Annotated in this window: 23 protein-coding genes, 1 rRNA gene and 2 other annotated features; all 24 genes read right to left on the reverse strand. The window is 38.7% G+C overall.

The features are described from left to right. Window positions 1-217: 217 nt before the first annotated feature. The 24 genes from FXW34_RS19325 to rrf all read right to left on the reverse strand — a co-directional run bounded on the left by FXW34_RS19325 (window position 218) and on the right by rrf (window position 20,882). The gene (locus tag FXW34_RS19325) at window positions 218-820 is read right to left on the reverse strand and encodes a class I SAM-dependent methyltransferase (RefSeq protein WP_147535695.1); all 603 of its coding nucleotides are present in this window, start codon (window positions 818-820) and stop codon (window positions 218-220) included. 147 nt (window positions 821-967) lie between these two features. Further along, window positions 968-1,330 (reverse strand): 50S ribosomal protein L7/L12, encoded by a 363-nt coding sequence (gene rplL, locus FXW34_RS19330; RefSeq protein WP_147535696.1) that lies wholly within the window; start codon window positions 1,328-1,330, stop codon window positions 968-970. A 56-nt stretch (window positions 1,331-1,386) separates the two neighbouring features. Then, window positions 1,387-1,887 carry a 50S ribosomal protein L10 gene (gene rplJ / locus FXW34_RS19335; protein ID WP_147535697.1) on the reverse strand — a complete coding sequence of 167 codons (501 nt, stop codon included), beginning with the start codon at window positions 1,885-1,887 and terminating at the stop codon, window positions 1,387-1,389. A gap of 32 nt (window positions 1,888-1,919) precedes the next feature. Beyond that, window positions 1,920-2,062 (reverse strand) — a sequence feature (ribosomal protein L10 leader region). A gap of 50 nt (window positions 2,063-2,112) precedes the next feature. Further along, window positions 2,113-2,811, reverse strand: a complete 699-nt coding sequence (gene rplA / locus FXW34_RS19340) for a 50S ribosomal protein L1 (protein WP_147535698.1) — start codon at window positions 2,809-2,811, stop codon at window positions 2,113-2,115. Between the two features lie 110 nt (window positions 2,812-2,921). Then, a complete protein-coding gene (gene rplK / locus FXW34_RS19345) occupies window positions 2,922-3,347 on the reverse strand; it encodes a 50S ribosomal protein L11 (protein ID WP_147535699.1) in 426 nt (141 codons plus the stop codon). A 165-nt stretch (window positions 3,348-3,512) separates the two neighbouring features. Then, window positions 3,513-4,049 carry a transcription termination/antitermination protein NusG gene (nusG, locus tag FXW34_RS19350; protein WP_147535700.1) on the reverse strand — a complete coding sequence of 179 codons (537 nt, stop codon included), beginning with the start codon at window positions 4,047-4,049 and terminating at the stop codon, window positions 3,513-3,515. 144 nt (window positions 4,050-4,193) lie between these two features. Then, a complete protein-coding gene (secE, locus tag FXW34_RS19355; RefSeq protein WP_147535701.1) occupies window positions 4,194-4,376 on the reverse strand; it encodes a preprotein translocase subunit SecE in 183 nt (60 codons plus the stop codon). Between the two features lie 40 nt (window positions 4,377-4,416). Further along, on the reverse strand, window positions 4,417-4,560 hold the full coding sequence (rpmG, locus tag FXW34_RS19360) for a 50S ribosomal protein L33 (protein ID WP_147535702.1): 144 nt from the start codon (window positions 4,558-4,560) through the stop codon (window positions 4,417-4,419). A gap of 249 nt (window positions 4,561-4,809) precedes the next feature. After that, window positions 4,810-5,460: an RNA polymerase sporulation sigma factor SigH gene (gene sigH / locus FXW34_RS19365; protein ID WP_147535703.1), complete on the reverse strand. Its 651-nt coding sequence runs from the start codon at window positions 5,458-5,460 to the stop codon at window positions 4,810-4,812. 74 nt (window positions 5,461-5,534) lie between these two features. Continuing rightward, on the reverse strand, window positions 5,535-6,041 hold the full coding sequence (locus FXW34_RS19370; protein ID WP_147535704.1) for an NYN domain-containing protein: 507 nt from the start codon (window positions 6,039-6,041) through the stop codon (window positions 5,535-5,537). Window positions 6,042-6,043: 2 nt separating this feature from the next. Then, entirely contained in the window at window positions 6,044-6,787 is a 744-nt protein-coding gene (gene rlmB / locus FXW34_RS19375; protein WP_147535705.1) for a 23S rRNA (guanosine(2251)-2'-O)-methyltransferase RlmB, read from the reverse strand. Next, window positions 6,784-7,209, reverse strand: coding sequence for a Mini-ribonuclease 3 (locus FXW34_RS19380; RefSeq protein WP_147535706.1), 426 nt, complete (start codon window positions 7,207-7,209; stop codon window positions 6,784-6,786). Before FXW34_RS19380 ends, rlmB begins: the two co-directional genes overlap by 4 nt. A 3-nt stretch (window positions 7,210-7,212) precedes the next feature. Continuing rightward, window positions 7,213-8,610: a cysteine--tRNA ligase gene (gene cysS / locus FXW34_RS19385; RefSeq protein ID WP_147535707.1), complete on the reverse strand. Its 1,398-nt coding sequence runs from the start codon at window positions 8,608-8,610 to the stop codon at window positions 7,213-7,215. Then, window positions 8,607-9,263, reverse strand: a complete 657-nt coding sequence (cysE, locus tag FXW34_RS19390; protein ID WP_147535708.1) for a serine O-acetyltransferase — start codon at window positions 9,261-9,263, stop codon at window positions 8,607-8,609. Before cysE ends, cysS begins: the two co-directional genes overlap by 4 nt. Window positions 9,264-9,487: 224 nt before the next feature. Further along, window positions 9,488-9,747, reverse strand: a binding site (T-box leader). 57 nt (window positions 9,748-9,804) lie between these two features. After that, window positions 9,805-11,265, reverse strand: coding sequence for a glutamate--tRNA ligase (gene gltX / locus FXW34_RS19395; RefSeq protein ID WP_147535709.1), 1,461 nt, complete (start codon window positions 11,263-11,265; stop codon window positions 9,805-9,807). A gap of 101 nt (window positions 11,266-11,366) precedes the next feature. After that, entirely contained in the window at window positions 11,367-11,846 is a 480-nt protein-coding gene (ispF, locus tag FXW34_RS19400) for a 2-C-methyl-D-erythritol 2,4-cyclodiphosphate synthase (RefSeq protein ID WP_147535710.1), read from the reverse strand. A gap of 3 nt (window positions 11,847-11,849) precedes the next feature. Continuing rightward, window positions 11,850-12,542, reverse strand: a complete 693-nt coding sequence (ispD, locus tag FXW34_RS19405; RefSeq protein WP_147535711.1) for a 2-C-methyl-D-erythritol 4-phosphate cytidylyltransferase — start codon at window positions 12,540-12,542, stop codon at window positions 11,850-11,852. Window positions 12,543-12,558: 16 nt separating this feature from the next. After that, window positions 12,559-13,644 (reverse strand): PIN/TRAM domain-containing protein, encoded by a 1,086-nt coding sequence (locus FXW34_RS19410; RefSeq protein WP_147535712.1) that lies wholly within the window; start codon window positions 13,642-13,644, stop codon window positions 12,559-12,561. Between the two features lie 289 nt (window positions 13,645-13,933). After that, a complete protein-coding gene (gene radA / locus FXW34_RS19415; RefSeq protein ID WP_147535713.1) occupies window positions 13,934-15,313 on the reverse strand; it encodes a DNA repair protein RadA in 1,380 nt (459 codons plus the stop codon). Between the two features lie 157 nt (window positions 15,314-15,470). Beyond that, the gene (gene clpC, locus FXW34_RS19420; RefSeq protein ID WP_147535714.1) at window positions 15,471-17,915 is read right to left on the reverse strand and encodes an ATP-dependent protease ATP-binding subunit ClpC; all 2,445 of its coding nucleotides are present in this window, start codon (window positions 17,913-17,915) and stop codon (window positions 15,471-15,473) included. Between the two features lie 11 nt (window positions 17,916-17,926). Next, window positions 17,927-19,000, reverse strand: coding sequence for a protein-arginine kinase McsB (gene mcsB / locus FXW34_RS19425; RefSeq protein ID WP_147535715.1), 1,074 nt, complete (start codon window positions 18,998-19,000; stop codon window positions 17,927-17,929). 1 nt (window position 19,001) lies between these two features. Beyond that, entirely contained in the window at window positions 19,002-19,550 is a 549-nt protein-coding gene (mcsA, locus tag FXW34_RS19430; protein WP_147535716.1) for a protein-arginine kinase activator protein McsA, read from the reverse strand. Between the two features lie 20 nt (window positions 19,551-19,570). Next, window positions 19,571-20,032 carry a CtsR family transcriptional regulator gene (locus tag FXW34_RS19435; protein WP_147535717.1) on the reverse strand — a complete coding sequence of 154 codons (462 nt, stop codon included), beginning with the start codon at window positions 20,030-20,032 and terminating at the stop codon, window positions 19,571-19,573. A gap of 733 nt (window positions 20,033-20,765) precedes the next feature. After that, window positions 20,766-20,882, reverse strand: a 5S ribosomal RNA gene (gene rrf / locus FXW34_RS19440). Between the last annotated feature and the right edge of the window lie 19 nt (window positions 20,883-20,901).

Raw genomic sequence — 20,901 nt, forward strand, 5'->3', positions numbered from 1 at the left:
ATTCACCCCTCAAATCAAGCGTTATAATTACATCTATTGCCATAAGACAAAAAGAAAAAGGGTTTTTCTGTTAAAAACCGCAATTTCACATGACGAACTATTATTTTATTAGCTTAACCGTCAATAGCCAAATATATACAATTAATGATGATTTTAGCAATAAAACGGAAACTAATCTATTGGCATTTTATAATATTAACATAACCCCCTTGACGAGTCAATGTTTTTTTGCTTTGAAAATAAAATACCCTTTACTCTTATCTACAGTTTCTACCTCACTAAAAAGCTCCTGTAGTTTTGTTAATGCTGATGGCGCACCTTGCTTTTTCTGAATGACAACCCAAAGCGAGCCTCCTGACTTTAGATGACGATGACTTTGTTCAAAAATATCATGAACCGTTTGTTTTCCAGCCCTAATCGGCGGATTCGTTACGATATCAGCAAAGTCCGTGTCGGATACACCTAATAACCGATCACTCTGATAGATTTTGACATTATTTATATGATTTAATTTAGCGTTTTCTCTAGCAAGTTCTAATGCTCGTTCGTTAACATCTATCATATGTATGGTTGTCTCTGGAAGAGTCTTCGCAAATGATATTCCGATCGGTCCATATCCACAGCCAACATCAAGGATTTTCCCCTTGCTATCTGTTGCTTCAAACGCTTCAATCAACAAACGCGAGCCAAAATCAACCTCTTTTTTTGAAAATACACCATTATCTGTTTTGAAACGGAATGTGTGACTCCTTAACTGAAAATCCCAATACTTCGGGTCACTTTCAACATTTTGTGTGCGGGAATAATAATGGTCAGTCATATGGTTTACAACCACCTCCATCGGGGAGAGATTTCTTTATAGAAGATACTGAGGTAAAAATAAATACATTTCCGAACAGTATTATATGTTAAAAGAATCGAAAAAGCAAAAAAGCTCGCTTATACAGCGAGCTTTTCAAAGGCTAAATTACTTAACCTCAACGTTTGCGCCAACTTCTTCAAGTTTGCCTTTGATTTCTTCTGCTTCTTCTTTAGAAACGCCTTCTTTAACTGCTTTTGGAGTGTTGTCAACAAGTTCTTTTGCTTCTTTAAGACCAAGACCTGTGATTTCACGTACAACTTTGATAACTTTGATTTTTTGATCGCCTGCAGAAGCAAGTACCACATCAAATTCAGTTTTTTCTTCAACAGCAGCACCAGCAGCTCCACCAACAACAGCTACAGGAGCTGCAGCAGTTACGCCGAATTCTTCTTCAATTGCTTTTACTAAGTCGTTTAATTCTAAAACAGTCATATTTTTAACCGCTTCAATGATTTGTTCTTTAGTCATGATTATTTTCCTCCTTAGAGTTTTGTTTTTTTTAATAGATAAATAAGATTTCTAACTTACGCGCCTTGTTCTTCTTTTTGATCTGCAACAGCTTTTGCAGCAAGAGCAAGATTGCGAATAGGTGCTTGAAGAACGCTGAGTAACATAGATAGTAAACCTTCGCGAGACGGTAGTTCCGCAAGAGCTTTAATATCGTCAGCAGTCGAAACGTTTCCTTCAATTACACCCGCTTTAATTTCAAGAGCTTCGTGTTTTTTCGCGAAGTCGTTAATAATTTTAGCAGGAGCAACTACATCTTCAGTACTGAACGCAATTGCGTTTGGACCTGTAAGAGCTTCATTTAAACCAGAAAGCTCACAAGCATCCGCAGCACGACGAGTCATTGAGTTTTTGTATACTTTAAACTCAACACCCGCTTCACGAAGTTGTTTACGAAGTTCAGTTACTTCTGCAACATTTAAACCACGGTAGTCAACTACAACAGTTGATACACTTGATTTTAATTTATCAGCAATTTCTTCTACGATTTGTTTTTTTGTTTCAATAACGCTGCTCATCCTTACACCTCCTGTAGATTTACTACATTCATACCGGACAATAAAAATCCCCCACACCTTTTCAGACATGGAGGAGTTTATACAATAGTAGACGTACAGAAAATCTATCGTATGACCTCGGTAGGGAATTAAGCGTAAACGCACCTACTGTCTGCGGTACAAATGTTATTATATTTTCAACAACAAATCACATTATAATAAACGTGAATTCGTTTGTCAATACCATTATTTTACTGTAACTGATGATGGATCAACTTTTACGCCAGGTCCCATTGTTGAAGTAACAGTAACGTTCTTCATGTAAGTACCTTTTGCAGCAGCTGGTTTAACTTTTAACATTGTATCAAAGATAGTGTTAAAGTTTTCGATTAATTTTTGATCTTCGAAAGATTGCTTACCGATTGGAACATGGATGTTTCCAGCTTTATCAACACGGTATTCAACTTTACCAGCTTTAATTTCGTTGATTGCTTTAGTTACATCAAATGTAACAGTACCTGTTTTAGGGTTTGGCATTAAACCTTTAGGTCCTAATGTACGACCAAGTTTACCAACTTCACCCATCATATCAGGAGTAGCAACGATTACATCAAATTCAAACCAACCTTGTTGGATTTTGTTGATGTATTCTGAATCGCCAACATAATCAGCGCCTGCTGCTTCAGCTTCTTTAGCTTTTTCACCTTTAGCGAAAACTAGTACGCGTTGTACTTTACCAGTTCCGTTTGGAAGAACTACAGCACCACGAATTTGTTGGTCAGCTTTCTTAGGATCTACTCCAAGACGGAAAGCTACTTCAAGAGTTGCATCAAATTTAACAGTACTAGTCTTTTTTGCAAGTTCAATTGCTTCTGCAATTGGGTAAGCTTTAGTACGATCTACAAGCTTAACTGCTTCTAAATACTTTTTACCTTTTTTAGCCATTTTTAAATCCTCCTAGAATGTGGTATTAACGGATGTACCTCCCACGAATAAAGGTTGCGAGTGAAATTTTCAGCACGCAACCCCCTCTTACAAAACAGTAAACTTCGAAATTAATCTTCGATAACAATACCCATGCTGCGTGCAGTACCTTCAACCATACGCATAGCTGCTTCTACACTAGCTGCGTTAAGGTCAGGCATTTTCTGTTCAGCAATCTCGCGTACTGTTGCACGTTTAACTGTCGCTACTTTATTACGGTTAGGCTGGCCTGAACCAGACTGAATTCCAGCTGCTACTTTCAAAAGAACGGCAGCAGGCGGAGTTTTCGTAATAAATGTAAAAGAACGGTCTTCGAATACCGTAATTTCAACCGGGATGATTAAGCCAGCTTGATCAGCCGTACGAGCGTTAAACTCCTTACAGAATCCCATGATGTTAACACCGGCTTGACCTAATGCAGGACCAACTGGTGGCGCTGGATTAGCTTTGCCTGCAGGAATTTGCAATTTGACAACTTTAATTACTTTTTTAGCCACGAGACACACCTCCTTAAAGTCCGTGATGTGGTAATAGGGAAAACTCCCTCCCACTCATAGAAAAGTCTTTATCTAAATATAAAGAACTTGACAATTGTCACTCTCGTTTCGAGACATATTGACCTATGAAATTTTATCACTATTCAATAACTATTTCAAGTTCTTTTAATCTAATTTATCAATTTGTGTAAAATCAAGCTCAACTGGAGTATCACGACCGAACATATTTACTAATACCTTCAGTTTAGATTTATCCTTTTCAATTTCCTCAATTGTTCCTGTGAAATTCGCAAATGGGCCTTCTTTAACCTTCACAGTTTCTCCTAGTTCAAAGTCGATATCGACACGCTTTTCGTCGACGCCCATTCGTTTTAAAATTACAACTACTTCTTCTGGTAGTAGTGGCGTTGGCTTTGAACCAGACCCAGCAGAACCAACAAACCCTGTGACACCAGGCGTATTACGGACAACATACCAAGAATCATCCGTCATGATTATTTCAACTAATACGTAACCTGGAAACACCTTACGTTTTACAACCTTTTTCTTACCATTTTTAATATCAGTTTCTTCTTCTTCCGGTACGATTACTCGAAAGATTTTGTCCGCCATTCCCATTGACTCAACGCGTTTCTCAAGGTTCGCCTTCACTTTATTCTCGTACCCTGAGTAAGTATGTACTACATACCAATTCTTTTCCATTCAAGAGGACTAATTCGTCCGTCCCTCCCCATATTTAAAATCTTTCCTATAAAAACGTACTTTTTTCCACAATGAAAAAACCCGTTACCCGGGCTTTGTCATGTGTCTCGCATTATTTTCCATTATACCATGTAACGCACTGTGTTATTCAAGTATTAACCGAATCAATTCAGAAATACCGTAATCTAAAGCTGCAAAAAACAGTGCAAAAAAAGTAACTGTTGATAACACGGTAATAGTATAACGAGTTAATTCTTTACGTTTTGGCCAGCTCACTTTTTTGGCTTCACGAACTACTTCACGGAAGAACGTTGTTATGCGTTGCATTCTGTAACCTCCAACAGTCGAATCTATAATAACAATGTAATTATTTCGTTTCTCGATGAATCGTATGAGTGCTACATGTGTTACAATATTTTTTTAGTTCTAATCTTGCTTGTGTAGCTTTGTTACTGTTAGTCGTATAATTTCGTGAACCACAAGTCGCACAAGCCAAAATAATTTTTTTCATTAAAACACCCACTATAACCAACTATATCATCTTTAAAAAGATACCACTTCGTTTAAACAGTGTCAACAAAGGTCATGAAGGTTCACTAAGTTTTAAAAATATAGAAAAGCGGAAGCGGCTTTGTCAGCCCCGACAAGCTTAAGACGAGCTGGCCGAAAGGTCGTTCTTTGACCTTTTGGACGGATTGGCTTAAGACCTCGAGGGGCTAGCCGCTAAGGCTAGACATATCAAAGCGGAAGGTGTATCAACTTATACTGTAAACTCGCGAACCTCTAAGTATCTTTCTAGTTTTCTTTTCACGCGCTGGAGCGCGTTATCAATCGATTTCACATGGCGATTCAATTCCTCAGAGATTTCCTGATAGGATTGACCGTCCAAATAAAGAGCAAGCACCTTCCGTTCTAGGTCACTTAATAGCTCTTTCATTTTCCCCTCAATATTATCAAATTCCTCTTGATTAATGATTAGTTCCTCGGGGTCCATAACTTTCGCACCTGAAAGAACGTCCATCAAGGTTCGGTCCGATTCTTCATCATATATAGGCTTGTCCAAAGAAACATACGAATTCAAAGGAATATGTTTTTGTCTTGTGGCCGTCTTAATTGCGGTAATGATTTGTCTTGTAATACATAATTCAGCAAATGCCTTAAAGGAAGTCATTTTATCATCTCTAAAATCTCGAATTGCTTTATACAACCCGATCATGCCTTCCTGGACAATATCCTCTTTATCCGCTCCGATTAAAAAATAAGACCTTGCTTTTGCTCGTACAAAATTGCGATATTTATGAATTAGGTAATCTAATGCATCACTTTCTCCTTTATGCACTAAAACCACTAATTCTTCATCTTCAAGCGGCAAATAACGTTCATTTATCCTTGTCCTGAAGTCTGTACTCATACAAATCCCCCCCGCCCACACATGCATAGATAAAAATATTATACAGTAGGCTTTTTTTGGAAGTCAACCATTGCTCAGCGTTCTCGGCGCCATTTTTCGAATATTTCGGCTATTTCGTCACTTAACGGAATTTTCGAAAATGGCTTGTTCTTTTGGATGTTTTTTACATTTTTTTCAATGCTTTTTTGTATTAAATTCATTTCATTTAACAATTCACGCGCTGATTTTCGCAAGGCTCCCTGACCAAATATCACCCATTGCTCTGTATAATCGGAGGTTGCCACATGGATTTGTGTTTTGCGATTACTTAATATGCTTGCAAGCTTCTCAATCCGCTCATCTGCGGATTCATTTTCTTTTGTAAAAATAACCTCGACTTTATAATTATGATATTTCTTTTCATTTCCTTGGACATAATGGGCGTCAAATACGACAATCACTCGAAAACCAGTATAAGCCTGATACTCAGCCATTTTTTCAACTAAAGCATCTCTTGCCGCTCCTAAATCTTTATTTTTCAAGGATATCAGTTCCGGCCAAGCACCGATAATGTTATATCCATCAACAATCAAAATATCCATAGCTAGCTTCCTATCGGATGTCTTTTTCGATAAACCTCATACATCAGTAGTGCTGCAGCCACCGATGCATTAAGAGAAGTAACATGACCTGCCATTGGCAGATTGATTAGGAAGTCGCATTTGTCGCGGATAAGTCGCCCCATCCCTTTTCCTTCACTACCAATCACTAAGCCAAGCGGCATAGTACCATCAAAAGAACGATAGTCTTCACTCCCCGAAGCATCCGTCCCTGCGATCCAAACGCCTTTTTCCTTTAATTCATCAATTGTCCGGGCTAAATTGGTAACGCGAACAACTGGGATATATTCAATTGCCCCAGTTGATGCTTTAGCTACAGTGGAAGTTAAGCCGACCGCACGACGCTTCGGAATGATGATTCCATGCGCTCCTACTGCATCTGCCGTCCTCATAATTGAACCTAAGTTATGCGGATCCTCAATTTCATCTAGCAACAGAAAGAAAGGCGGCTCATTTCTTTTTTCCGCGACAGCAAATAAATCATCTAATTCGGCATATTGATATGCTGCAACCGCAGCCACTACACCCTGATGGTTTCCGTCTGTCATTTGGTCAATCTTTTTCTTCGGTACAAATTGAATCAATACATTTGATTCCTTCGCTAATCCGATTACCTGCTGCATTTGCCCACCTTGTGAACCTTCAGCTATAAAGATTTTATTAATGTCACGATGCGCCTTTAATGCTTCAATTACAGGGTTTTTCCCAATAATATAATCTGAACTCATTTACTTTGACCTCCTTTCTTGTCTTCAACTAATCTAATTGCTATTTCAATAATTTCTTCAAGTCGAGACTGTCTTTTAGCTAAAAATAAATATCCTATTAACGCTTCAAACGCCGTTGAGTATCGATAGGTTTGGACATCGGTATTTTTTGGTACGCTACCTGATTTTGCATTTCGACCACGTTTAACAACCGCTATTTCCTCATTATTTAATAGGTTGTCATCAATCATTTGATGAATTACGCTAGCTTGCGCTTTGGCCGAAACATAATGCGTAGCTTCACGATGCAATTGATTTGGTCTTACCTTACCTAATTGAATTAAATGGTGGCGTATATAGCTTTCAAAGACAGCATCTCCCATATATGCAAGCGCTAAACTATTCAATTGTTTTTCGTCAATCTGACTTTCATAGTGAAGCATGAATTAGCCTCTTTTCCATCTTGTTCCTTGCGGAGTGTCCTCTAAGATGATATTCATTTCTTTTAATTGATCACGAATTTCATCTGAACGCTGGAAGTTTCGGTCTTTTCTCGCCTGAATTCGCTCCTGAATCAATGCTTCAATTTCCTCGTCCAGCAACTCTTGCGCTCCAAGTGAAAGACCTAGAACAGCAAATAATTTTTCAAATAAATTTGTAAACGCATCAATCACTTCGGTAGCTGTATTTTTTTCAATCAAATAATGATTAGCCAGCTTCGATAACTCAAATAATGTTGAAATACCATTAGCAGTGTTAAAATCATCATCCATTTCACGAACAAATTCCGCTTCTAACCCATGAATTTTATCCAGCCAGCCTTGATTGTTATCAGTTAAATTAGTACTAGCCTCTTTCCGATGTTTTAGATTTTGGTAAGACGTTTTCAGGCGTTCTAGCGCCGCCTTTGTATTTTCCAAAAGTTCGTCGCTATAGTTGATCGGATTACGATAATGAACACTTAGCATGAAAAATCGAATCACTTCAGGGTCATGCTTTTTAATAATGTCATGTACCAACACAAAATTACCTAGTGATTTAGACATTTTTTCATTATCAATATTAATATAGCCGTTATGCATCCAATAACGCGCGAATTGCTTACCTGTTAATGCTTCCGATTGAGCAATCTCATTTTCATGATGAGGGAAGGCTAAATCCTGTCCACCAGCATGAATATCAATCGTTTCGCCTAAGTATTTTTTCGCCATTGCTGAGCATTCGATATGCCAGCCTGGACGACCTAAGCCCCACGGACTTTCCCAAGCAATTTCTCCTTCCTTTGCAGCTTTCCATAAAGCAAAGTCAAGAGCATCCTGTTTCTTTTCTCCGACATCAATTCGCGCTCCAACCTTAAGCTCGTCTATCGATTGATGAGACAATTTACCGTAACCGTTGAATTTCCTTGTTCGATAATAAACATCACCTTCAGATTCATACGCAAAGCCTTTATCAATTAACGTTGCAATAAAATCAATAATGATATCCATATTTTCAGTTACACGAGGATGAACATCCGCTTGTTTACAGCCTAACGCTGAGACATCTTCAAAATAAGCTTGAATAAATCGGTTGGCGATGGTTGGTACATCCTCACCTAACTGATTAGCCGCTTTTATTAGCTTATCGTCAACATCCGTAAAATTTGATACATACTGAACATCGAATCCTCTAAACTCAAAATATCTACGCACAGTATCAAACACAATTGCCGGCCGCGCATTTCCTATATGAATATAGTTATACACGGTTGGTCCACAAACATACATTTTGACCTTTCCTGCTTCTAACGGGATAAACTCTTCCTTTTTTCTAGTTAGTGTATTGTATAACTGAATCGTCATTTTTTTAATGACACCCTTTCCTTATGCAACTCATCAATTTCTTTCTTTAAGCGATCGATTTCATCACCTAATTCTTTAAAACGATCAGCGATTGGATCCGGTAAATCTCCATGCTTAAGATCCTTTTGAATTTTTACTCCATCACGAACGACCACTCTAGCCTTTAAGCCTACAACTGTAGAATTATCAGGCACATCATTTAACACAATTGCGCCGGCACCGATTTTTGAATTTTCGCCGATCGTAATCGAACCAAGAACTTTTGCCCCTGTTGCGATAAGAGCGTTATCTTTTACGGTTGGATGACGCTTACCTTTTTCCTTCCCTGTACCGCCTAATGTTACTCCTTGGTATACAGTTACATTATCCCCAATTTCACACGTTTCGCCAATGACAATTCCCATACCGTGGTCAATAAAAAAACGTCTACCTATTGTTGCTCCTGGGTGAATCTCAATTCCAGTGAAAAATCGACTAATCTGCGAAATTACCCGCGCAATGAAAAATAGTTTCCGCTTATAAAACCAATGTGCAACTCGGTGTGACCAGATGGCATGTAATCCTGAATACGTTAAGACAACCTCTAAATAGCTGCGTGCAGCCGGGTCCTGTTCGAAAATAACTTCGATATCTTCTTTTAAAACCTTAAACATCATCCAATCTCCCCTCGTACGAAAAGCGCAAGCGCCTTGCTCAGCGACGTATGAACTAAAGCTCTTCTGACTGAGATAAAGGAAACACGACAAACACGAAAGTGTGAGTCGAAGTTGACTTATCGTAGGGAAGAAGGTTGAAGTCCACTAGGCGCTAGGCGCTTGAGCTAGACACTATTCAAATAATAAAACGTTTTGAAACATAAAAAAGCGTCTCTGTCATAGACAGAGACGCTGATGCGCGGTTCCACTCTGTTTAGACTTATCATCCCTTTACCGCAATCATTCATTGCCAAAAGGAAACTAAGTCTCAACTTTACCTGTTAACGGAAGGGTCCGCCCATGTCTACTAGCTGAAAGCAACAGCATTCGAATGGGGCTCAGAGGGGCATTTCAAAAAACAAGCGGTTTAAACCACTTTCAGCCGGTGGTGGTTCTCTCTGAAAAACATTGTTTTTTTACTTATCCTCTTCAACGCTTTAAAAACTTATATATTCAATACTATATAATATTTCTTACACAATGTAACTAGCAAATGTAATTATTTTTCCAAGATTGTATTAAATCTTTTCACAATGGTTTCTTTTCCTACTAAAGCAATAGCCTTCGGTAAGTCTGGACCATGCGTTTGGCCTGTAGCTGCAACACGGATTGGCATAAATAGTTTCTTTCCTTTATGTCCTGTACCCTTTTGGACAGCTTTAATACATGCATTGATTTCAGGTGCAGTAAATTCAGCCAACTGATTGATTTCTGTTAAAAATGCTTGGAGTACCTCTGGAACTTGTTCCTCTGAAATCACAGCTTGCGCTTCTTCATCTAATGTTACCTCTTCCTTAAAGAACAAGGTAGACAATTCCACAATTTCAGCACCGTAACTCATTTGATCCTGATACAGCGCGATTAGATTGCGAACCCATGCCTGCTCCTCATCGTTCATATCCGCTTTAACACGACCAGCTTCAATTAAATGCGGCAATGCTAGCTTAACTGCTGTATCCAAATCAACCTTTTTCATATATTGATTATTCATCCACGTCAGCTTTTGCTTATCAAACAACGCTGGAGACTTAGATAAACGATTCGCATCGAACAAAGAAATTAACTCTTCTTTAGAGAAAATCTCTTCCTCTCCTGCCGGTGACCAACCAAGCAATGTAATAAAATTAAACAATGCCTCAGGAATATAACCTAATTGCTCATATTGTTCGATAAATTGGATGATTGATTCATCACGCTTGCTTAATTTTTTCCGACTTTCGTTTACGATTAAAGTCATATGACCAAATACCGGTGGCTCCCACCCAAACGCCTCGTATACCATTAATTGCTTTGGCGTATTAGAAATATGGTCATCACCACGTAACACATGGGAAATCTCCATTAAATGGTCATCGATAGCAACCGCAAAGTTATAAGTTGGCATCCCATCTTTTTTAACAATAACGAAATCGCCCATTCCTTCAGATTCAAACGAAACGCTGCCCTTTACCATGTCATCCCATGCATATGTTACATTTTGTGGTACAACAAAACGAACGCTCGGCTTTCTTCCTTCTGCTTCTAGCTTTGCTTGTTCCTCAGCAGTTAAATGACGGCATTTGCCGGAATAAGCAGGCGTTTCACCCTTTTCTGTTTGTGCTTCTCTTTCCGCTTCAAGCTCTTCTTCCGTACAGTAGCATTTATAAGCTTGGCCTTTATTGAAAAGTTCATTTACATGAGCTTGATAAATATCAACTCGCTCAGATTGACGGTATGGACCATAATCACCACCAACATCGATGCTTTCATCCCAGTCCATGCCTAACCATTTTAAGTATTTTAATTGGCTTTCTTCGCCGCCTTCAATATTTCGCTTTTGGTCTGTATCTTCAATGCGGATAATAAATTTCCCGCCTAAATTTCGTGCGTATAAATAATTAAATAATGCCGTACGTGCATTGCCGATATGTAAATGACCCGTTGGGCTCGGCGCATAACGTACGCGGATATCCTTTGACATGATTGTTCCTCCTGTACATTCCTTTTTTGCTATATTGTAGCATACGTTTTTAGCTAATTCAGAGAAATTTCATTAGGCTCATTTTCGTAAAAACGCGGTAACTATGATTTCTTTTGTAAAAGCACTACTGCCTGAGCAGCAATTCCTTCTCCACGTCCTGTAAACCCAAGCTTTTCCGTAGTCGTAGCCTTTACATTGATTTGCGAGATTTCCGATTGAAGCAGCTCTGCAATCCTTTGTTTCATCTCTTCAATATGTGGAGCCATTTTAGGTTTTTGGGCGATGATTGTACAATCAGCATTAACTAGTTTATAACCTGCTTTCTGCACAATATCGTAAACATGCTCTAAGAGCTTAGCTGAATCTGCATCTTTGAAGGCTGGATCTGTATCTGGAAAATGCTTTCCTATATCCCCTGCTCCAATTGCTCCTAAACAAGCATCAGCTATCGTATGTAAAAGCACATCTGCATCAGAATGGCCTAATAGACCCTTTTCATAAGGAATTGTGATCCCGCCAATAATTAACGGGCGTCCTTCTGTTAGTTGATGAACATCAAAACCTTGTCCGATTCGAAACATAGCTTATTTCTCCTTTTTCTCGCGTTTTACAATAATTGCTTCCGCAAAATACAAATCCTCTGGTGTTGTCAGCTTAATATTATCATAACTACCTTCCACCATTGTAATCTCAAACGGTAGTCTTTCAACTAAACTTGCCTCATCTGTACCAAGAAAACCGTCCTTTTGTGCAAGGAAATGAGCCTCCTTTAACACAGACACACGAAAAGCTTGTGGAGTTTGCACCGACCACAAGCTGGAACGTTCCACCGTTTCCACTATTTTTTTGTCCTGTACCTTTTTAATCGTATCCTTTACTGGTACACCAATAACGGCTGCGCCATATTCGCTAGCAGCAGCCGTTACTTCATGGATGAATTGCTTTTCAATAAAAGGTCTTGCAGCATCATGAACGAGGACAATTCCATCATTATCAAGTAATGTTAGTGCATTATATACACTATCTTGCCGCTCTTTCCCACCAGGTGCGAATGCAATAACTTTATGAATATGATACCGTTGGATTAACTTTGCAATCTCCTCTTGATCACTTGGCGAAACCGCTAAGACAATTCCATCGCAAGCTTCATCATCTTCAAAAACCAATAAAGTATGAATCAGTACAGGCACTTCGTTCAAATGAAGAAGAAGTTTATTTTTCCCCGCGCCCATTCTTTTTCCAAGGCCTGCAGCAGGGATAATCACCTGATAATTCATCGCTTATCTCCTCTATCTATAAAGCTTTTTCTAACAATTTTGGCTTCGCAAAAATCATCCTACCTGCTGAAGTTTGCAGAACACTCGTAACTAATACATCTATCCGCTTGCCGATATAATCACGGCCATCCTCAACAACAATCATCGTACCGTCATCTAAATAGGCAACACCTTGATTATGCTCTTTTCCATCTTTGATAACCTGTACATTCATCTCTTCGCCTGGTAAAACCACAGGTTTCACCGCATTGGCTAAATCATTGATATTTAATACGGCAACATTTTGAAGCTCGCATACTTTATTCAAATTAAAGTCATTCGTTACAACTACGCCATTTGTTAACTTGGCAAGTTTAACAAGCTTGCTGTCTACTTCCTGGATTTCTTCAAAATCGCCTTCATAAATCTCTACTTTAATTGCTAGTTCCTTTTGAATGCGATTCAGTATATCAAGACCACGTCGTCCTCGATTACGTTTCAACACGTCAGATGAGTCAGCAATATGCTGTAACTCTTCTAATACAAACTGGGGAATAACAATCGTACCCTCTAAAAAGCCTGTTTGACATATATCAGCAATTCTTCCATCTATAATCACACTAGTATCCAAAATTTTAAGCGTTTCCCGGTTATCCTCTTTATCCGCTTCTTCATCACCGGTTTTCTTCTTACGATTTGAAAATAGATTTGAGAGTTCATCGCGCTTTTTAAAACCAACCTGGAAACCTAAATAACCAAACAATAAGGTTAACAGAATCGGTGCGACAGTGTTAATAATTGGCACTTGAATGGCATTCAAGGCAAAGCCAATCAAAAACGCAACAACTAAGCCGAACACCAAACCAACACTACCGAAAATAATATCGGTTATCGGCGCTTTAACAAGCGATTCCTCAATCCATTTCATAAAATTAGTAAAATAATCTACTGCCCAAAAAGTAATAAGATAAAAAATAAGTGCACCTGAAATCGCGGATACATATGGATTGTTAATTAGAGGAATGTTGTCAAAATTAATTAGTTTTAATAAATCAGGGATTAAAAATATTCCTAACGTACCCCCGATTATAAGAAAGCAAGCTTGAATTATACGTTTTAACATTCCTTCACCTCCTATCTATTCATTATAATCAAAATGAAAAATTTGAAACCTAAATTGCACAGTTTTTTAAGATTGAGTTAAATCACATAAATAAATACGATAAAACGTGTAAATAAGTTTCAAATCACAGGAAACAAATTAAAAATTATCTCCTTTACTAAGGTTAGCATGGTAAAAAAATAGTGTCAAATAAATCATTTATTTTACCACAACAATGTTAGCTGTTCAACTATTATTATATATCAATTTACCTAAAAATCGATATTTCCACCGTGCCAAATGGTCCATTTTACCTGCCTAGCGTCACATATAGAGCCTGTTGTACCGTTGTTACACCAATAAGATCGATTCCCTTAGGCGCCTTCCAGCCTCCTAAATTATTTTCTGGTATAATCACCCGTTCGAAGCCTAATTTAGCAGCCTCCTGAACCCGTTGCTCAATTCTTGATACCCTTCGTACTTCTCCCGTCAAGCCAACTTCCCCAATAATACAATCCGTTGCCCGGGTTGGCGTATCACGAAAACTAGAAGCAATGCTGACAGCGATTGCTAAATCAATGGCGGGCTCATCTATTTTCACACCACCAGCAACTTTCAAATAGGCATCTTGATTTTGGAGGAGCATTCCAACTCGTTTATCTAAAACTGCCATCAATAATGAAACTCGATTATGATCTATCCCAGTTGCCATTCGGCGCGGATTACCAAAGCTTGTTGGTGAAATTAACGCCTGAATTTCAACTAAAACTGGACGTGTTCCCTCCATAGAGGCTACCACTGTCGAACCTGAAGCCCCTTCGGACCTTTCCTCAAGAAAGATTTCTGAAGGATTTTCTACTTCCTCCAAGCCCATTTCCTTCATCTCGAAAATACCCATTTCATTCGTTGAGCCAAACCGATTTTTTACTGCTCGTAATATCCGATACGTATGATGGCGCTCTCCCTCAAAATATAGTACTGTATCTACCATATGCTCAAGCAGACGCGGACCGGCAATGGACCCTTCTTTTGTCACATGTCCAACAATAAAAACAGCAATACCTTTTGTTTTTCCAATCCGCATTAATTCCGCGGTACATTCACGGACCTGAGAAACACTTCCTGGTGCTGATGTCACATCAGGATGAAACACCGTTTGAATTGAGTCTATGACAACAAAGCTTGGCGCTATGCTATCAATTGTTCTGCTTATTTCATCTAAGTTTGTCTCAGAGTAAACCAACAAATTCTCACTTGTAATTCCGAGACGCTCTGCTCTAAGTTTTGTTTGCCGTAATGATTCCTCACCTGAAATATACAGCACAGACTGGCCGAGCTTAGCTAATTGCGAGGAAACCTGAAGCAGTAAGGTCGACTTTCCAATTCCCGGGTCGCCTCCTATTAGTACCAATGAACCTTGAACTACTCCACCGCCTAATACGCGGTTAAATTCCTTCAATTCTGTTTCAATTCTTACTTCATTTCCGGTTTCGATTGATGTAATCGGCGTCGGCTTTGATTGTCCGCCAATTCCTTGCGAGTGAGCAAACGCACCTCGTTTCCCGCTGCCGACAATCTCAACTTCTTCAACCATTTTATTCCATGCTCCACAACCTGGGCATCTTCCCATCCATTTTGGAGATTCATATCCACAATCCTGGCACATAAATTTCGTTTTTCTTTTTGCCATACTATCGTCCTTTCTAAAAATCAGGCCTATCAATATTATATCTAATAATTTGTTTCAGATTTGATTTGAACTTTGCAAACTTCAATTAATTGTTGGCGAAATTTCCAAATAAAGAGGGGAGCACAAAAATAGCTCTGTGTCCCCTTTATCTACCAAATTAAGGCTTTGGCACTCCAGTTGCTTGTGCTGTTCTCACAATAAACTCACCGTTTTCAATATCAATAACGATATGTTGTCCAGTTAGAACTGTACCCTTCAATAGCTCCTCTGATAATCGATCCTCGATATGCTTTTGAATCGCACGACGCAAAGGACGAGCACCATATTCTGGATCATAACCTTCATCAGAGATTCTTTCTCTAGCAGCATCTGTTAATTCTAATTCGATATGTTGCTCTTTTAAGCGTTTAACTAATGAATCCGCCATGAGCGTTACAATTTGATTTAAGTGAACTCTTTCAAGGGCATGGAAGACGATAATTTCATCTATTCTGTTTAGGAATTCTGGACGGAAGGCCTTTTTCAATTCTTCCATCACTTTCCCCTTCATATCTTTGTAGTCTTGTGCTCCATCTTGAATATTAAAGCCTACATATTTATTACGTTTTAATGCTTGTGCTCCGACGTTTGATGTCATGATTAGAATCGTATTACGGAAATCAACTGTACGACCTTTGGAATCAGTTAAACGGCCATCTTCAAGCACCTGTAATAAAATATTAAAGACATCAGGATGAGCTTTTTCAATTTCGTCTAGTAAAATAACAGAATAAGGCTTTCTACGAACCTTCTCTGTTAGTTGGCCGCCCTCTTCGTAACCAACATAGCCCGGAGGTGACCCTACCAACCTAGAAGTAGAATGTTTCTCCATGTATTCAGACATATCGATGCGAATCATCGCATCCTCATCACCAAACATTGCTTCAGCTAAGGCACGAGCAAGTTCTGTTTTACCTACACCAGTTGGTCCAAGGAAAACAAAGGAACCAATCGGACGCTTTGGATCTTTTAAGCCTGCTCTTGCACGTCTGACTGCTTTTGATACCGCGATAACAGCCTCTTCTTGACCAATCACACGCGAATGAAGAATTTCTTCTAGACGCAACAATTTATCTGTTTCAGTCTGTGCTAATTTAGATACCGGAATTCCGGTCCAGTTTGCCACAACTGTCGCAATATCTTCAACGGTTACTTCACTATTTTCTTTGCCTTGCTTTTCTTTCCACGTTTTCTTCGTCTCTTCAAGCTGTTCACGTAGGCGTTGTTCAGAATCTCTTAATGATGCCGCTTTTTCGAATTCTTGACTTTGAACAGCTGCATCCTTCTCTTTACGAACTCCCTCAAGCTTTACTTCAAGCTCTTTTAAATTAGGAGGAGTTGTGTATGAACGCAAACGAACTTTTGAGCCAGCTTCGTCAATTAAGTCAATGGCTTTATCCGGCAAAAAGCGATCGGAAATGTAACGATCTGATAAGGTTACCGCAGCCTCAATTGCCTCATCGGAAATTGACACACGATGATGTGCTTCATAACGATCTCGTAAACCCTTCAAGATTTGAACAGACTCTTCTGCAGTTGGCTCATCGACACGGATAGGTTGGAAACGACGCTCTAAAGCTGCGTCCTTTTCAATATATTTTCGATATTCATCTAATGTTGTGGCCCCGATACATTGTAGCTCTCCACGTGCTAAGGATGGTTTCAAGATATTGGAGGCATCAATGGCACCTTCAGCTCCACCAGCACCAATCAATGTATGAAGCTCATCGATAAATAGAATGATGTTTCCAGCTTGGCGGATTTCATCCATCACTTTTTTGAGTCGGTCTTCAAATTCACCGCGATATTTTGTACCGGCAACAACAGTACCCATATCTAAAGTCATAACTCGTTTATCACGGAGTATTTCCGGTACTTCATTATTTACTATTTGCTGAGCAAGACCCTCTGCAATAGCCGTTTTACCTACACCTGGTTCACCGATTAGCACTGGGTTATTTTTTGTACGACGACTAAGCACTTCTATTACACGCTGAATCTCTTTGCTACGACCGATAACAGGATCTAAACTACCTTCTCTAGCAATTGCAGTTAAATCGCGGGCAAGGCTATCTAAAGTAGGAGTGTTTGCATTCGCAGCTGCACCACCTTGACCTCCTCCTGCTTCATTGCTTCCTAATAATTGCAGAACTTGCTGCCGTGCTTTATTTAGACTTACACCAAGGTTATTCAATACCCTTGCTGCAACACCTTCTCCTTCACGGATTAAACCTAACAGGATATGTTCAGTTCCCACATAGGAATGACCTAATTTACGAGCCTCATCCATTGACAACTCAATGACTTTTTTGGCACGAGGAGTGTAGTGAATCGTTTGGGATGCCTCCTGGCCACGGCCGATTAAGTTTTCAACTTCCTTTTGGATCTTTTCTGCTCCAAGCCCGAGAGCATATAGCGCTTTAGCAGCAATCCCTTCTCCTTCACGGACAAGCCCTAATAAAATATGTTCTGTTCCAATATTATTATGACTCAGTCGTATTGCTTCCTCTTGTGCTAGAGCCAACACCTTTTGTGCTCTTTCTGTAAAGCGTCCAAACATCATATCACTTCCTCCTAACTGTTCATTGTGTCTAATTTAATTTTTTCTCTTATTAATGCAGCACGCCGAATATCTCGTTCATTAGGTCTTAACGGGCCTCCGGCATATTGCTGTAAGAAACCAGGTTGGGTTAAAATCATTAATTCATTCAAAATCGTCTTTGGAATATTTGTTATTAATCCCATATCAATACCAAGTCTCACATCTGATAAACACTTTGCTGCTTCCTTCGACTCTAATATCCTACTGTTTTCTAGCACTCCCAGTGAACGGAACACTCTGTCTTCTAATTCTATGTTTAATGTTCTTGCTAATGCGTCACGCGCACTTCTTTCCTGGGAAATCAATTGTTTGACTACACCTTTCAAATCCTCGACAATTTCACTTTCGGATTTTCCAAGTGTAATTTGATTAGAAATTTGAAATATATTACCTAAAGCTTCGCTACCTTCCCCATAAATTCCTCTAACAACTAGACCTAATTGATTTATCGCTGGGATAATTCGATTAATCTGCTGTGTTAAAACAAGACCCGGTAAGTGCATCATGACGGAAGCTCTTAACCCGGTTCCCACATTGGTAGGACAGCTAGTTAAATAACCATATTGTTCATCAAAAGCATAATTCACATTTTCTTCTATCCAATCATCGACTGCATTCGCATTAGTCAATGCCTCGGTTAATTGAAGGCCAGGATATAAACATTGAATTCTAATGTGATCCTCTTCATTCACCATAATGCTAATTTCTTCGTTTTCTGAGAGAATACATGCTCCATTAATCGCTTGTTCCATCAAACGAGGACTTATTAAATGTTTCTCCATTAAAACCCTTTTTTGCAAAGGCTGCAGCTCATTTATTTTTAAAAACTCATACTGCCCGAGTTCTTTTAATGGATTTTGCCTTGTCATTTCTTCCATTGATGAAATAACACCATTTGCTTCTTCAATCGTGAAGACAGTTGGAAAAGTATACTCATTAAAGTTGCGAGCCAAGCGGATTCGCGAACTCATTACGATATCTGAATCAGGTCCATCTGCACTCATCCATGGACTAATAGCCTGATTAATAAATCTCTCCAATGACAAGTTATTCACCTCCATCAGGACGTTCACTCATTTTACTCTCAAGTAAACGAATTTCATCTCTAACTTGGGCAGCCTTTTCAAATTCTTCATGAGCGATGTGTTCTTTTATTTTCTCTTTCAAAAGATCGATGGTTTTCCTAGTTTGAATGCTTCCACCAATTCTCTTAGGAATTTTTCCTCTATGATCTTTATTGCCGCTATGGACCTTTTTTAATAATGGGATAAGATGCTCATTGAAGGCCTCGTAACATTTTGCACATCCAAAACGGCCCACCTTGACAAATTGGGGAAAAGTCATTGAACAATGACTACACTGAATTACCTCTTGAGGTTTAAAAGCATCTTGAGGATTTGGTTTATATTTCGGTTCAACATTGAGTAATCCAGCGATCAAATTATTTATTGAAAAGCCAGGTGCACCATTAAGGATAAACATTTCACCCTTTTCATGCGCACACTTTTCGCATAGATGGAATTCTGTCTTTTCTCCATTTACAATTTTGGTAAAATGGAGCGTTGCTGGTCTTTGATTACACTCTGGGCAAATCATACGTTCACCTCTTTAACAAACTATTTATATTTTAAAGTAGTTAGCATCGCTTTTAGCATTCTTGCACGGAGTTCATCTCTGTATGGAAGATCGATATACAAGACAGAACGATCAATAACACTTAACATAATCTTTGCTTCGCGATGTGTTATGATTTCTTCTTCAACTAATCGAATAATGACATTCTCAGCACTACTTTGAGAAATATTTGTCTTGATTAGAGATATTAAATGATCGATAATATGAACATTTTCATTCGGTTGTACCTTAATAATTCTGATATAACCTCCGCCACCTCGTTTACTTTCAACGATATAGCCTCTTTCAATCGTAAATCGAGTATTAATTACATAATTTATTTGGGAAGGAACACATTGAAACTTATCGGCAATTTCGTTTCTTTTAATCTCAACAATTTCCTCATCACTTAACTCCAATACCGTTTTTAAGTATTCTTCAATTATGTCGGAGATATTTCTCAATCTAACCTCCCCCAATCATCTGACTTTGACTATATTTGACTTTGATTATACATGATGACTCTACTTTTTTGCAATTAATCTGAACCATTAAACTATTGTCTCCAGATTATTAGTTCTCAAACTGATAATGGCCTAAAACCTTTTTCAGATTTATGTTATGTCGTGAGTATGATTATTGTTAGATTAATGTTGGATATTTAATGCTTTCCTTCTTGAGTGATTTCGAAGGCTGCGTATGTTTGGTTATTTATCCGAAGTAGAATGGGGATTTGAATTGATGATTGAGGGGGGATTGAATCTGACTAATGAATGAAAGATGTTTGTATTGAGTTGAGATGTGCTTACACTTGTGCATATCCACATTTAAACGTGCATATCTGTGATTTTGTGTGCATATAAATTTTGTTACGCCAAAAGTCGTGCATATATTTGCAGTGTTGTATCATATATTTCAAAAGTCGTGCATATATTTTTTGAATTGTATCATATTCACGATTGGGCGTGCATATCGCTATTTTTCTGTGCAAATATTTCAATTAAGTAATACCTATTTCTTAAAAATACATACAAAAATGGGTCCAAATTGAATAAATCTATCAAATTCCTGATGTCATTAAATAAAAATGCTTCCAATTTGATTCAAATCCAAAATTTTTTAGTCGACTTTACTAAAAAAGCTTACCAGTCTTTCAAAGACAACAAAAAAACAGCTAATAATTAGCTGTTTTTGTTTGCCCGGCAACGTCCTACTCTCACAGGGGGAGAGCCCCCAACTACCATCGGCGCTGAGAAGCTTAACTTCCGTGTTCGGTATGGGAACGGGTGTGACCTTCTCGCTATCGCCACCAAGCCTACGGCATTGAATCTGC

The sequence above is a fragment of the Bacillus marasmi genome, from assembly GCF_902168435.1.
GTDB lineage: Bacteria > Bacillota > Bacilli > Bacillales > Cytobacillaceae > Bacillus_BU > Bacillus_BU marasmi.